Genomic DNA, 14,379 nt, shown 5'->3' with positions numbered 1-14,379 from the left:
GTGGAATAGCTGAACTTTTGAGGCGATCGCTTGGGTAAGCTCTTGGTTCATAATTATCTTTAGTTGGCTTGATTCTGACCGGAGGCGGAGCGTTTAGCTCATTCTGACTTCTGAATTCCTCTTCAAGTTTCAGTCTATGTCTTCATAGGCTTGGATTTTTTCATACAAACTATCAACGTTCTCTTGAGCAAATAGTTTTTCTTTTAGTTGTAAATAATCACCTTCGCCTAATTTACAAGCTGCCCAAAATTTCATCACCTTGGATGGCTCTAAATGTGTGAAAAGTACCTGCATTACTTCTTGTAAATTTTGCTGTTCGTTAATAACTTTAATTGTCATCTTCCATCTCCAAAATAAAATCAGTCGGGTTGATTGCTTTGAGTGTTAAGCCTTGACAGGGATTGATTAACAAGTTCCGTGGGTTTAAGTCCCCCGGTTCAATAAAAAAGCAAGTTTTGTGTTGGGGTTAAATCCCCATTACAAAACTTAATTACGAATTACGAATTATTTAATCTTTTATCACGAGTGATAAAATAATCACTTTGAGAAGTTTCGGCACAAGCAACGTGGAGAGCATCAATGTTCTGTGGCTTCCACGATCCGCGTCACCCCACCCTAACCCTCCCCTTGCAAAGGGGAGGGAACTGCATTTCTTTTTCCCCCCTTAGAAAGGGGGGATTAAGGGGGGTAAAACGCCTGTGAGCCATGCATTTGAGCTGAAGTTGACACCAATGAGCTTTTTCTGTACCCTTACCGCGTGGTCTATTTACCTGAAAATAGCTGTAAGAGCAGGGGTACGCCCCCGTTACGCTAACGTCCCGCAACTCTTAGAGACGCTACGGGAACGCTAACGCGTCTCTACACTAAGATTCATACATCTAATCAGCAACGCTAAAAAAAATTAGATCGTTCCGCTCCGCTACACTCAAAAAGGGTAAAGGAAAGAAGGGCAGAGGGCAAAAGAGCTAAAGTATAAAGGGCTAAAGAGTCCTCCCAACGCCGCAAACAATACGAAAACCAATATAGGAGGTGTGGAAGTCGCGCGTGCTGCCGTAGCGGGACGCGGAACGGCAGGGTCCAGGAAAGCTGTACCAGGAACCGCCCCGCACCACTTGATATTGACTATCATTATTTATCCATGCACTTCCATCACTAGGCGCTCCTTTATAGTTGTCATGCCAAGTATCTTGACACCACTCCCACACATTCCCGTGCATATCGTATAATCCAAAGGCGTTGGGTGGAAAACTTCCTACTTCTGTTGTTTCTTGACGAGATTTTCCTTTTGGTGCAGAAGCGTAGGTGTAACTCCCATCATAGTTGGCTAACTCAGTCGTAATCGTCTCGCCAAAGTGAAATGGTGTCGTTAATCGTACTGTTTCTTCTTGTTGCTGTCTGATTCTCTCTTGTTCTTTCCGGTATTCACCTTCTGAAGATGATTGAATAATAATTGCTTCGATCGCAGATGTTTCCGCATCATTTAGTTCTAAAATTCGTTGAAAACGTTGAAGTTCTTCACGAGTAGCATCACTAAGAGGATATTCAAACTGCATCGACTCTCTAAACACCTCTTCATACTGCTGAAGCTTTTGCCGATGTTCCTCGATCGCCACCACAATTTGATTTTCAATCGCAGTCACATCCTCAGCAGTCAGATTCAACCCTTGATGACGTTGCGTTAGTTGAGAGCGTTTGAAAGCACTAAGCGGATATTCTTGCTGAACACCTTCTGTAAACTCCTGCTCATATTGCCGCAAGTTTGCTTGATATGTTTCAATCTCCCTATTAATCCGCCGCTCGATCGCTCCCACATCCCCTTCACTCAACCCCAACGTCTGCCAAGTTTGCTGCAACTGCTTCCGCGTCACCTCATCTGGATAATGCTGGCGTTGCGTCGCCTTCACAAACGCTTGCTCATACTGCTGGAGTTTTTGATGATAACTTTCAATCTGTGTTGTAATTTGCGCTTTTATTGGTGCAACATCCACATCCGTCAGTCCCAAGCGCTGCTGCTGTTGACGTAAATCATTCCGGGTTGCCTCGCTGAAAGGATATTCCTGCTGCATGGTAGTAGAAAACAGCCGTTCGTAATCATGGAGTTTCTGGTGATATGCCTCCACCTCAGCCGTAATCTCAGATTCAATTGCCGCAATATCCCCATTTGCAAGCTCTAATTGCTGCTGGGTTTGCCGTAAGCGATCGCGGCTGGCTGCACTCAAAGGAAACTCCTGTCGCAGTGCCGTTGTAAACGCCTGTTCATAAGTTTGCAGGTTTTGCTGATGCGTTTTAAACCGTGCAGTCACTAGTGCCTCAATCGGCATCGTGTCTTCATTCCGCAGCCCCAAAATTTGCTGGAGATTTTGCAGATCGTGGCGATCGCCATCGGTAATTGTCTCGTCTCGCTCCAGTAGTTCGGTGAACACCTGCTGATACTGTTGAAGCTTTTCGCGGAACTTATTGCGGTAGGGTTCCAACACCTGATCTTCGATCGCCTTCGCCTCAGTTGTCTCCAATCCCAAGCGAGTCCTCAGTACATCTAATGTACGACGACCGACAAAGGAAATTTCGCCTCGATGAATAAATCGCGCTACCTCTTTACGGTATCGCTGTCTAGGATCACCCGGAGCCACCTTTGTCAGTCGAATCTTAAAGCCTTCTCGAATTGCATAGATTTCCGGCTTCATTGCCGGCTGAAGTTCTCGCACCTTCTGACTGGCGTATTCATGAAGTTCATCAATAGAGATAAACTCATCTTGATCGCGATCGGCTTCTCCCGACTTGATACCTTCAATCAAAAAACGAGTATAAATTGATAAATCTTGCCCCTGCTCCTCAAAAGAATATTGAGTCGAAGTAGAAGAAGTCAACACAGCTCGTCCTTCACCGCCCAACTGCTCCCGGATGTCAATTGTGCCGTCATCTTTAGCAGACATCCCCTCAGCAAACGCGCCACTAAAGCAGCTATCCAGAATCACCACCTGCCGCCGAGAGCGACTTTCGCTCATGCGATCGTGAATAAAATTTGCAGACACCGACGTTGAGCGAATCAATTCACCCTGCTGCGTCTTACTGGTATTGCGAGTTGCCAGATACAGCCTACCGCGATCGTCTTTGATACCGTGTCCCGAAAAGTACAGCAGCAGCAAATCATCCTTGTGCCGCCCGGAAAACAGCGTTTCGATCGCCATTTCCACAACTTGTCGTTCAGGATTTTTGAGCAAGATAATATCTGACACAGCAAACCCGCCCATCTCTGGATGCAGCAGTACCTCGTACACTGCTTCCACATCTCTAACCGCACTGGGCAACGGATTCAGCCCTGGCTCATACTCACTCACCCCAACCAGCAACGCTACCTTCGCCATTTAACTCACCTGTGCTGCAATCAAATCCTCTGCGGCTTTAATCTCCGTATTCTTCCCTGTTTTAGAATATCACCTATATCCATTGGACGATGTTTAAATCTTTACAGCAAAACTTCATCAAGCGTAGGCGTAGCCCGTCGTAGACATCGCAACATAGAAGCAGACATTAATCAAACGTAAAACTCCTTATTCTCTCTGCGCCTCTGCGCCTCTGCGTGAAAAATATCATCAACAAACCCCCCTACTCCTCCCCCCAAGTTTGCAACTGCAAATACACCAATACCAACGTCCCTGCTAACAGCATTGTCGCCGCCGCCGCTGCATAACCAAAATCAAATTGACCAAATGCCTCTTGATAAATATAGTAAACCAATAAATTAGTCGAATTCAGCGGACCACCACCAGTCATCACATAAACTTGCTCAAAACTCCGCAACGTAAAAATCGCCGTAGTAATTGTTGCAAATATAATAGTAGGACGTAATCCGGGCAGAGTAATATACCAAAATTGTTGCCAAGCATTTGCCCCATCTAAATCTGCGGCTTCGTAACGACTGGAAGGAATTGCTTGCAACCCCGCTAAAAACACCACCATATTGAAACCCAGTTGTTTCCAAATACTCATTAAAATCAGCACTGGCATAGCCCAAAATGTTTCTCCTAGCCAGGGTATAGCTGGAATCCCAAAAAAATCTAAAAGTCCGTTAACTGGCCCCGATGTTTGAAACAGCCAGCGAAATCCCAAACCAGCCGCTACAACTGAGATAATTGAAGGTAGAAAATAAGCACTTCGCAGGACGCCCCGCAAGGGAATGGAGCGGTTTAATAGCACTGCTAATCCCAAAGGTATGACTAAACTGGGAATGATCGTAGCAGCAGTAAAATAAAAGGTGTTACCCAGAACTTGCCAAAAGTCTGGGTTAAGTAGCAACCGCCAATAATTTTTTAAGCCGACCCAATAAATACCTTTTAAAGTAAAACTACCAGCCGTAAAACTGAGGTAAAGCAAATAGGCGATCGGCCAAATGATAAAAATACCAAGTAAAATCAGTGCTGGTGTGAGAAAAATCCAGGCTGCTACTGTATCATTATCCAACCATGATTTAGTATATATTTTTGGCATTTATAATTTTCCCTTTTTGCTGTTATGACCCTCCGTCCTGATTCTACCCCTAGCTTGGTTTCTCCTAGTATTAGCAATGTCTGCCCACAAGTCGCTCCTTTAAAACTGGGCATTATGGCTTCTGGGAATGGCAGCAATTTTGATATAGTTGCCCAAGCTATCCAAGATGGACAGCTAAATGCCCAAATTCAAGTTTTAATTTACAATAACCCCTCGGCTCAAGCAGCCGTAAAAGCAGCTAATAGAGGTGTAGAAGCTGTTTTGTTAAATCACCGCAACTATGAAAGCCGCGAAGAGTTTGACGAGAAAGTTGTGCAGACATTGCAAGATTACAATGTAGGATGGGTAATTATGGCAGGTTGGATGCGACTGGTAACATCAGTATTAATTGATGCTTTTGCTGACAGAATTATCAATATACATCCTAGTTTGTTACCTAGTTTCAAGGGAATTCATGCCGTAGAGCAAGCTTTGGCATCTGGGGTAAAAATCACCGGCTGTACTGTGCATATAGCTTGTTTAGAAATGGACAGTGGCCCAATATTGATGCAAGCCGCAGTCCCAGTGCTGGCGGATGATACACCAGAAACACTCCACGCCAGGATTCAAATTCAAGAACATCGAATTTTACCACAGGCGATCGCTTTAGCAGCCAACTTGTCAAAGTAATAGGACTTAGGCAAAACCACACGCTCTAGGGGCAATTCATGAACTAGGTTGTTTCAGGCTTTTATTAATTATCTTTTGATCGTAATTAGACCATGCTGTAGGGGTTTAGTATGCTAAACCCCTACGAAAGATGTGGTTTTTACCTTTACTCATGCTTGGTATTTATTGTCAATGCGTAAGTCTTATATTTATACTTTACCAGTTGTGATAAGCAAAATAGAACCTGTGGTTATTACAGCTTCATCTATGGTTAATAGTGGGCAATAGTGTGCGATCGCTAAAAAGTCATTGCTCAAATAAAAGTAAAATTACTGTAGGTGTATTAGGCGCATATTTTAAAATGATTTGTCACAAAAAACATTACATGATCGCCTAGCACCGCTACATAACATGGTGCCTTAAGTTAAAGCCGTAACGCACCCTACAAAAAGATTTTTAACTTTTAGTTGCAGACAATTGCCACATTTTCCACATATAACTAGAAATCCAATTTGTCACGATGTGGGCGACAATCGGCACTAATAAGTTGCCAGTAATCAAGGCGCTATATGCTAGGATCATTCCGACAATCGTTGCCCAAATTACATAAGGCCATTGTTGGGAACCGCTAAAATGCAATACACCAAAGCAAAGACTCGATACAATGACAGCCAGATGATCAGAACCTAAAGCTGGCAATATCACACCTCTAAATAATAATTCTTCACTTAACCCCGGTAGTAACCCCAGCCAAATTAAATCTGGTAAAGCTAAGGGCTTTAGTACTACTTCTAGATAATAATCTGCACTTTTACGGTAGGCAGTCCAAAGGCGATAAGCCAAGCCACTTAACGCGGTGATGACGAACCCCAACCCTACACCCAACAGCAACTCTCTTTGGTTCAACTTCCAGGAAAATAGGGAAAAGTTGCCAAAGTACAGCGATAGTTTAGCGACTATCAATAAAATGATTGCAGTCGCTCCCATCGCTCCAAGTACTTGGATGCGTGTCAGGTAGGGAATTTCTGGTTTTTGCTTTTGTTGTTCAACCACGGGTTTTTAAGGGAGTGGGGAGTGGGGGGAGAAATAAGTTCTAACTCCTAACTCTTAATTACTAGCTACTGACTGCAAAGACAATAATTTAAGACGGAGAGCAGATGGATTGATGCCTGCTTTGTGTGCTGCTAATACACCCACTGCTTCTAAATATGAGTTTACCTCTATAGCTTTGATCCCTAAGGGTTGGGGAGGAACTTTTATAAGAGTTTTATTTTCTTCGACTGTAATTATTTGGCATCGTTTTTGGCTTAAACTAAGTAAGGCACTGCTACCACAAGCAGTTGCAGGTGCGATCGCAGCATCCACTTGATCTGCCCAAATATCTTCTTGCTGTGATGCTACCCGTTTTTTCTCCACTATAAATTGTGGGGCACGACTCAAACCGACAAGGACGCACGGCAAAAAGGTATAACCCAATTCTTCAGCGGCGGAACGTGGAGATAAATTAGGATCTGGGGATTCGCTCAAAAGGGCGGGAGAATGGGCGCAAGGAATTTGAAAAGTTCGCACTAGCAAATGGCTAATTACGGCTTCTGCACCCGCTAAAGGATCAACGCCTTCACCGTGGCGGTATTTCTGTACTGCTTCCTCATCCAGATTATCGGGGAAACGGGCAACAACTGCGATCGCTTCTGCCCCCGCCTTTTTAATTAATATCTCAGCTGCCCGTAACAAGCTATCTGGATTACCAATTGTCCCCCAACTAGAACCCGATAATGCAGTCTGTAATTCCACATTTAACGGTGCATCAGTAATTACATAATCTGTTAAAGTCAATCCCAAAGTTGCTCTGACTGCATCTGCTGCTTGTATATGTCGTAGTCTCAACTCTGGCTCAATGCCTTGATCTAAAAGCAAACCTACTTTGTTAGTTCGGACTGGACGCAAACCCCAGCATCCAGCAGCAAATTTGTCAAGTCCATAACCTTCAACATAAAAAGCGTTTGGGAGATTCCAGTATAAAGAAGCGCCATTAAGGACATTGGGGTGAGTAATTAAGCGATCGCAAACCTGTGCGATAACTTTGGCAACAGGCAAAGCATCTCCAGCATAACCCCCAATGGCAGCACCAATGCCAGTTGGTATAATTAAGACAACAGTGTATGGACGCATATTGAGTCCTGAGTTATGAAGCAGAAACCATCAAATACTAACTCACGCTGTGTAAGACTTTCTCTCAAATCTAACCCCAACCCCTTCTCTTGTAGAAAGAGGAGCAAGAATCAAAGCCTCTCTTTTCTCTTTGGGGGAGAGGTTTGGAGAAGTATTCCAATAATAAGTCGCACAGCGCGTTAACTCCCAACTCATCACTGTGCACTCATAACTGTGCACTCTTTGTAACAACAGCTTCAACAGTAGCTTTTTCTTGGTCAACGTTCACAGAGGTAATTGCCCAACGAAGGGGTTCACCCTGTTTGTTCAACTCTGTTTCAATTGCCTTTAGTAACTCTGCGGGAGTTTCTTGTAAATCAATTTCTGCGGTAATGAAATGAGTCGTCATCGTTGTAAATCCTGTTGATTTATAGTTTCTATAATAGCTGATCTGAGGTACAACAAAATACTCATATTATTTATTAGCTTTGAGCGTGGCAGTTATCAATAATCAAACTGGATACTGATAACTGTTGATTTTATTAGTCTTTACCAAATTGCAACTGATAGACTACTTCTTCTTTTTCCGTTTGAATTTTCAAATCAGAAAGGGGTTTGGCAACACAAAGCAATACGTAACCCTGCTTTTGCAAATCTGGACTAACGCCCATACCATCAGTTTGATCGACAGTTCCCTCAGTTATTTGACCGGCGCAAGTTGTGCAAACGCCTGCATGACAAGAACTTGGCAAATCCAAACCACCAACATCGGCAACTGATAAAATTGTTTCATCTTCAGGAACTTGCAAGGTATGAATTTTGCCCTGGTGATGAATTTCTACGGTGTAAGTTTTGGACATATACAAAAGAGGTGTGTGACTACGGTCAAATAAATTATATTATCTTATAAATAGGCGGCTAACCAAATTCAGCATGGTTTTTTGCTGGCTATTGCCAAGGGTAAAACTGCAAATTACCTCATATCTTTTTTGGAAAGCCATCATGACAACCGAAAAGTTACCGTATATTATCCTACACCAAAGAGCGATCGCCCGACGCTGATCAGTCCAAAACTCAAAAAAAACGAGCTTAGATAGAGGATCGTCATTCGTAACAGAACCTAAAAATTTGGATTTAGCAATATTTTTAGATGTTGTCATATCTATAAAAAGGTTGATTTCTCAAATGATTCAAGAGCTTTCTGTAAATATCTCATAGCATTTCTTTGCGAGGTTTTAAAGAAAGCTTGCAGGGAACTTTAATTGTGGTGCATCTTTATATTTAATTGATATTAATTCTCGGTTTTGAAAGTATGTATTTTTTTCCTAAACAAAGAAAAGTTAAGCAATTAAATGAATTTATATAAACTTTATTATATTTTTATATTTTTACTAATTACTAATAATTATTTGATTAAGACAGTCTATCGGAAGAGAGAGTTTAAGAATATTCACACCAGAGAAAGAGCAATTAAATGTGTGTGCTTTGGTAAATTACTATTGATTACGTCAGTTAAGGAATAAATATGGATAATAATTTAGTCGGCGGTATCATTCCCCCACAACCACCAATAGAAGCACAATCTGATGTTCATGTTTTGAAGTCCCGGCTGGAATGGGGTGAACCAGCTTTTACAATATTGGATGTGCGCGATCGCATGACCTACAACCAAGGTCACATTATGGGAGCGATGCCGATGCCAGCAGATGAATTGGTAGAGCGTGCAGCATCTTCTTTGAATAAGAGCCGTGATATTTACGTTTACGGTACTAATGAAGAAGAAACTGCCCAAGCCGCACAACAACTGCGCTCTAATGGATTTGAGCATGTCTCTCAACTCAAAGGTGGTCTTGCTGCATGGAAGGCGATCGGTGGGCCAACAGAAGGCATTGTTGAATCAAAAACTCCCCCAGGTGCAGGTGATTATAACGTTGTAGATCGGTTAAAGGATCACCAAGAAAATCAGCCACAGGGAGGCGGTAACGCGGTAGAAGCTATTAAAAAGGGAGCCAGTAACCTGAAAGAAGGCATTCAAGAGGGAGCTAGTAATGTTAAGGAGAGCATTCAAGAGGGAGCCAGCAACCTCAAGGAAGGCATTAACGAATTGAAAAATCCAGACGATAGGTCTTAGTCCAGAAATAATCTAAAAAATCATTAATAGACTTCTTGCAAAATATCGATTTCTGATCAGGATAAAAGCCAGAATTGAAGAGACAAGCTATTCTAGCTTTTCGGAGTTTGTCCTCCAGATTATAAAATTTTGCAAGAGGTTTATCAAAACAGAATTCAGGAGTCAGAATTCAGAATGGATATAGCGGTTCCCATTCAGATGCGGTACAACGTTATATCCCAAGGTGTAGGGGCACGGCATACCGTGCCCTACGGGTAGTCCCCGATATCTTGATTCTGAATTCTTCTTCAATATTTTATCAATGTTCAAACAAATCCTTGAATTGTAACAAATCTAAAGAAACTATTGTTGGTAAAAAATTGAAGCATTCTAAAGCAAGTTCCCAACGTTCTTCTCGTTTAAGCATTTCTGTTAGCTTCTGCTGGACACTAAGTAAGTAGCGCACATCATTGGCAGCATAACTCAATTGAGCTTCAGATAAGTTAGTAGCATTACCCCAATCAGAACTTTGAGCGCTTTTATCCATCTCTACTTGTTCTAACTCTTGCACCACATCTTTGAGTCCGTGGCGATTGGTGTAAGTACGGGCTAACTTACTGGCAATTTTGGTGCAGAAAACAGGGCTAACCTGAATCCCTAGATTAGATCGCAAAGTTGCAAGGTCAAAACGAGCAAAGTGAAACACTTTTAGGACATTCGCTGCTTCCAAGAGTTTTTTTAAGTTTGGCGATTCGACTTGTCCTTTGGCTATGCGGATTGCAGTCACTTTGCCCTCTGGGTTACACAGCTGGACAAGGCACAACCGATCGCGCAGGGGCAATAATCCCATCGTTTCGGTATCAACTGCGATCGCTGTAGATTCTAAATACTGTTCAAGGGCTGCGTCACTAAGGTCGCGATCGCTCACCTGAAAATCTTGTAATATCATGAGACGTTCAAAAATAATAGCAGTGTCCAGCAGATAAAAGTCTTGTCAGACACTACATTATTATTGTGCAAAAAAATCAGAAATTAAATTTACCTAGTGCGAAAAAACATTTGTGTAAGGTAGACTTCGCCTTGATTATTAGTCGCAACGCCAATTCCAGTTAGGTTGTAATTTCCTTTAAGATTCTTTAGATGTCCGGGACTTTTGATCCAACCAGTAACAGCTTCATCCACGGGGTTGCTATATCCCCAATTGAAAGCAACATTTTCCGCTGCACTGTTGTAGCGAATAGGGATAGCTTTGACTCGCCCTTCAAATCCCTGATGGCTAAATGGGGTTTTACCTTTAGCCATGTTTTGGCTGTGAATTCTTGCCTGTCGAGTTATATTTGCATTTATGGTCAACTTTGGCAGCCCTTTAGAAGCCCGATATCGATTAATTTGGTCAAAAACTGATTTTTCTAACTCAGTATTTTTAAAAGTAGGAGTCGATATTGCAACCTGACTGGAAAAAAGCGACAACAGCTTATTACGGGTGGATGTATTCGTAGAAGTATGATTTGGTATCGGGACAGTCGTTAATCCACTAGCAAGGACAAGCGCACTTAAAGCGATGCCAAAAGCAGTTTGTCGGAACATGGAGAATTGCGTAATGTGTAGAGATATAAGACTTCTACTCTACCTTATAGTTCCGACGATATATACCACGATACTATTAAGGATTGATGAATTTCGGCAATTTGGCTATATCACTTACAAAGAACCCAAACAATCATTTTCAATTGTCGATAATTCAGGTTGTTTTTGCTGAGAATTTAAAATTTTCCGGAATTACTAAAAAAATAATGTAGTATTCAATAGACAAATGTCATTTAAACTACATTATTTAACGTTTGACAAAAGATTAGCTAACGAGGAAAAACCTAAATTTTGCTAAACTTGTCAACGAATAAAAATTTGTGTGAAGTAAACTCTGCCTGTACTGGTGACAGCGACACCGATTCCCGTCAAATTATAATTACCTCTAATATTGTTAAGATGCCCTGAACTGTTGAGCCAGCCTTGAACAGCTATTGTGGCAGGGTCACTATATCCCCGGTTGTAAGCGACATTTTCACCAGCTGTTCTAAAAGAAATACCGGTTGCTCTAACACGTTCTGAAAATCCAGTATGTCCAAAGGCAACTGTACCGTTAGCCATGTTCTGACTATGATTCCTGGCTTGATTATCGATGGCAGAATTACGAGTCAGCGCTAGTAGTCTTTGGGAAACTCTGTAGTTATTAATTTGGTTGAAAACCGACTGTTCTAGAGCAGCAGTGTTAATACTAGATTGTGCAATCTGAACGGTATGACTTGATATATGTGAAGATATCGGCGTAAAAGTTGGATTTGTTGCAGGTGTAGCGATCGATGCACTGCTGAGAACGATAGTGCCTAAAGCAACACTGGAAATTGTTGTTCTAATCATTTGTTCAATGTGAAGTTCCAGACAGTTTTACCAGACTAATATCAATATGACAAATTGGTTATAAGTCTATATACCTCTGTTTATGCCGTTTTTTATTTAAAAACTACCACCAAACCTTTAAATTCTCAATTTTGCAGAGAAATTGTGTTCTCTATAGATAATTGTCTTCTCCCATTAGTATGATTTTTTTATCAGTACTTACGCAATTTGCACGCTCTAAGACTAAGATTTAGTATAGTCCTTTGGATTTAAAGGTATTGACATGAGTATTAGTCAACGGTTAGAAAAAGAAAACCGCACCTGTTATACTGTTTCAGTGTCACAACTACCAGCACTTCATCAACAATACCAGTGGGCAGGTCTGATAACAGCAGTAATGGTAGTGCGTTCGATTCAGCATTAAAATAAAACTACCGATGAAGTCCAATTTTATATTACCAGTCTCGCTACCCGGATTTCTCACAAAATTGGTAGCGCGATTCGACTTTAAATGTGTAAGTTTAAAAATATATCGTAAAAATCTAAAATGATATGAAAATCATACAATACTCATACATTTTATCGGCGTTATGAAGGCTGAAGTTTTCATAAACTTCATGGAAAATTAATTGTATACAAGTACTACAGTAGCGATCGCACTCAGCAGAGACGCGCGTGAATACACTTTCAACAGAAACACGTAAAGCAAAATTGGTGCAACAGCGAATCGCCCAATCTACAATAGGCAACATTATGGTCATGGTTACTGCTACTACTCCCAAAATTCTGATCGTTGACGATGACTTCGGCGTGCGAAATCTCGTCTATCGTTTTTTGAGTCGGAAATATCAAATCGAGTCGGCAGCAGATGGTAAGACTGCTTTATCGTTGTTTGAGCAATTCAACCCAGCTTTAGTGATTCTGGATTGGAATTTGCCGGATGTTAATGGCTATAGCCTCTGCCAAGAAATGCAGAGTCGTAATAATGTTTTAGTGCTGATACTAACTAGTAGGACTGACGAAGCTGATAAAATTAAAATCTTAGGTGCAGGTGCTGACGATTTCATGACTAAACCATTTAGTCTTGCAGAAGTTGAAGTGAGAGTAGAAGCTCTTTTGAGGCGGATACGCTACATTAATCCCTCGCCAACACAACGTATTGTCTTCAAGCAGCTAGCAATTAACCCAGAAGGTCGGGAGGTAACACTTAACGATAAGCCTCTGATATTAACAGCATTGGAATTTAATATCTTACATTTTTTGGCAAGTCATCCTAATCAGGCTTGGAGTCGCCCACAGCTAATCCAAAAAATCTGGGGTTGCGACTATGCAGGAGATGGACGGGTGGTTGATGTGCATATTGGTCAGTTACGTAAGAAGATGGAAGTTGATACCAGCATACCGGAGTTTATTAAAACTGTGCGGGGCTATGGTTATAAGTTTGAAGTGCCTGACGAGAATACTAATTCGTAATTAATGAGTACTTGCATCGTTGTTTATTAATGGAGACAAAAAATCTCATTTAGGGATGGGGTAATAATTATGAATTATCATCACATCTGATTTACCTAAATACTTTTACTGAGGCTTGACAGTATAACTTGCGTTAATTTGGGACGTTAATACAAACTGATTTGGTAATTTCGTGTCTGCTCAAGCCTCAGACAGTAACCTTATTGCTTTTAATATATCGTCTCAAGATAAGTTTCAACAAAATCTAAATGTACAGAGTTTATCCGAAGTTTCGCCTATAGGTAAAATTTGGGACAAGCACAGAGCTAATACTGATCAAGTCTTGCATTATTACGCTAAAGCAGACGAAGATTATTTTCAGCAGTATGCTTGGCGGATGAGAATGTGTTCCGAGTTGCTGAAGTTTCAATTAGTGCCAGACGAATCGGAAGGTATTCTCAAGTTAAAATTATTAGATGCGCGATTTTGTAGGGTTCGTCATTGTCCGGTTTGTCAGTGGCGACGCTCGCTCATGTGGAAAGCAAGAGCTTACAAAATTCTCCCACAGGTTGTCACTGATTACCCCAAGCACCGTTGGCTATTTGTTACCTTGACTGTAAAGAATTGCCAGATTGAGGAACTTAGGGAAAACTTGGATTCGATGAATAAGGCTTTTAAGCGATTCACTGAATTGAAAGTATGGCCTGCGAAAGGCTGGGTGAAATCCATAGAAGTGACTAAAGGTAGAGATGGAGTCTCAGCACACCCACATTTACATATTTTGGTAATGGTGCCGCCTTCATATTTCAGTCATGGCTATCTTTCTCATACCAAATGGGTAACGTTGTGGCAGCAGTGTTTACGGATTGATTACCAGCCAATTATTCATACTAGCGCGATCGCAAAATATCATAATCCTTCACTACTCATCCCTGAAATTCTCAAGTATCAGGTGAAAGAGTCAGATTTAGTGGGTGATAGAGAATGGTTTCTAGAGTTAACCCGTCAACTGCATAAAAGTAGAGCGATCGCTGTTGGGGGTATACTCAGGCAGTATATGCGCGAATTAGAGGAGAAAAACCAAGACCTCATTGATGAAAATGAAGAGACAGACGAGGTGGATGGAGAAAGTT

At 41.6% G+C, this 14,379-nt stretch carries 15 protein-coding genes and 1 pseudogene; 5 read left to right on the top strand and 11 right to left on the bottom strand.

Features of this window, described 5'->3' with window-relative positions:
• Nucleotides 1-129: 129 nt before the first annotated feature.
• The 3 genes from ACEW80_RS22145 to ACEW80_RS22135 all read right to left on the bottom strand — a co-directional run bounded on the left by ACEW80_RS22145 (nt 130) and on the right by ACEW80_RS22135 (nt 4,488).
• Entirely contained in the window at nt 130-339 is a 210-nt protein-coding gene (locus ACEW80_RS22145) for a hypothetical protein (protein ID WP_373528665.1), read from the bottom strand.
• A gap of 641 nt (nt 340-980) precedes the next feature.
• Entirely contained in the window at nt 981-3,365 is a 2,385-nt protein-coding gene (locus ACEW80_RS22140; RefSeq protein WP_373528664.1) for an SUMF1/EgtB/PvdO family nonheme iron enzyme, read from the bottom strand.
• 241 nt (nt 3,366-3,606) lie between these two features.
• Nucleotides 3,607-4,488, bottom strand: a complete 882-nt coding sequence (locus ACEW80_RS22135; RefSeq protein ID WP_373528663.1) for a carbohydrate ABC transporter permease — start codon at nt 4,486-4,488, stop codon at nt 3,607-3,609.
• A 24-nt stretch (nt 4,489-4,512) separates the two neighbouring features.
• On the opposite strand from ACEW80_RS22135, the gene purN reads away from it, so the two are divergent.
• Nucleotides 4,513-5,157 carry a phosphoribosylglycinamide formyltransferase gene (gene purN / locus ACEW80_RS22130; protein WP_373528662.1) on the top strand — a complete coding sequence of 215 codons (645 nt, stop codon included), beginning with the start codon at nt 4,513-4,515 and terminating at the stop codon, nt 5,155-5,157.
• 435 nt (nt 5,158-5,592) lie between these two features.
• Here purN and ACEW80_RS22125 read toward each other — a convergent pair whose 3' ends face one another.
• The 5 genes from ACEW80_RS22125 to ACEW80_RS22105 all read right to left on the bottom strand — a co-directional run bounded on the left by ACEW80_RS22125 (nt 5,593) and on the right by ACEW80_RS22105 (nt 8,447).
• Nucleotides 5,593-6,189: a CPBP family intramembrane glutamic endopeptidase gene (locus ACEW80_RS22125; protein WP_373528661.1), complete on the bottom strand. Its 597-nt coding sequence runs from the start codon at nt 6,187-6,189 to the stop codon at nt 5,593-5,595.
• A 54-nt stretch (nt 6,190-6,243) separates the two neighbouring features.
• A complete protein-coding gene (locus tag ACEW80_RS22120) occupies nt 6,244-7,308 on the bottom strand; it encodes a DUF3326 domain-containing protein (RefSeq protein WP_373528660.1) in 1,065 nt (354 codons plus the stop codon).
• A 205-nt stretch (nt 7,309-7,513) separates the two neighbouring features.
• Complete coding sequence (locus tag ACEW80_RS22115) at nt 7,514-7,696, bottom strand: hypothetical protein (RefSeq protein ID WP_373528659.1); 183 nt, start codon at nt 7,694-7,696, stop codon at nt 7,514-7,516.
• Between the two features lie 133 nt (nt 7,697-7,829).
• Complete coding sequence (locus ACEW80_RS22110; protein WP_373528658.1) at nt 7,830-8,147, bottom strand: 2Fe-2S iron-sulfur cluster-binding protein; 318 nt, start codon at nt 8,145-8,147, stop codon at nt 7,830-7,832.
• A 39-nt stretch (nt 8,148-8,186) separates the two neighbouring features.
• Nucleotides 8,187-8,447 carry a hypothetical protein gene (locus ACEW80_RS22105; protein WP_373528657.1) on the bottom strand — a complete coding sequence of 87 codons (261 nt, stop codon included), beginning with the start codon at nt 8,445-8,447 and terminating at the stop codon, nt 8,187-8,189.
• A gap of 365 nt (nt 8,448-8,812) precedes the next feature.
• On the opposite strand from ACEW80_RS22105, the pseudogene ACEW80_RS22100 reads away from it, so the two are divergent.
• Nucleotides 8,813-9,253, top strand: a pseudogene (locus ACEW80_RS22100) (rhodanese-like domain-containing protein); the annotation flags it as partial.
• Nucleotides 9,254-9,716: 463 nt separating this feature from the next.
• On the opposite strand, the gene ACEW80_RS22095 reads toward ACEW80_RS22100, so the two are convergent.
• The 3 genes from ACEW80_RS22095 to ACEW80_RS22085 all read right to left on the bottom strand — a co-directional run bounded on the left by ACEW80_RS22095 (nt 9,717) and on the right by ACEW80_RS22085 (nt 11,815).
• Complete coding sequence (locus ACEW80_RS22095) at nt 9,717-10,346, bottom strand: ribonuclease H-like domain-containing protein (protein WP_373528656.1); 630 nt, start codon at nt 10,344-10,346, stop codon at nt 9,717-9,719.
• 89 nt (nt 10,347-10,435) lie between these two features.
• Nucleotides 10,436-10,984 (bottom strand): CAP domain-containing protein, encoded by a 549-nt coding sequence (locus tag ACEW80_RS22090; protein ID WP_373528655.1) that lies wholly within the window; start codon nt 10,982-10,984, stop codon nt 10,436-10,438.
• Nucleotides 10,985-11,287: 303 nt separating this feature from the next.
• On the bottom strand, nt 11,288-11,815 hold the full coding sequence (locus tag ACEW80_RS22085) for a CAP domain-containing protein (protein WP_373528654.1): 528 nt from the start codon (nt 11,813-11,815) through the stop codon (nt 11,288-11,290).
• A 262-nt stretch (nt 11,816-12,077) separates the two neighbouring features.
• On the opposite strand from ACEW80_RS22085, the gene ACEW80_RS22080 reads away from it, so the two are divergent.
• The 3 genes from ACEW80_RS22080 to ACEW80_RS22070 all read left to right on the top strand — a co-directional run.
• A complete protein-coding gene (locus ACEW80_RS22080; RefSeq protein ID WP_373528653.1) occupies nt 12,078-12,218 on the top strand; it encodes a hypothetical protein in 141 nt (46 codons plus the stop codon).
• A gap of 329 nt (nt 12,219-12,547) precedes the next feature.
• Nucleotides 12,548-13,267, top strand: a complete 720-nt coding sequence (locus ACEW80_RS22075; RefSeq protein WP_373528722.1) for a response regulator transcription factor — start codon at nt 12,548-12,550, stop codon at nt 13,265-13,267.
• Nucleotides 13,268-13,439: 172 nt separating this feature from the next.
• The coding region (locus ACEW80_RS22070) for a protein rep (protein ID WP_373528652.1) at nt 13,440-14,379 on the top strand (940 nt) is incomplete at its 3' end.

It is taken from the genome of Nostoc sp. (assembly GCF_041747015.1).
In the GTDB taxonomy this organism is placed as follows: Bacteria; Cyanobacteriota; Cyanobacteriia; order Cyanobacteriales; family Nostocaceae; genus Nostoc.
Note: the sequence above shows the minus strand (reverse complement) of the source record. Positions and strands in the feature narration are given on the sequence as shown.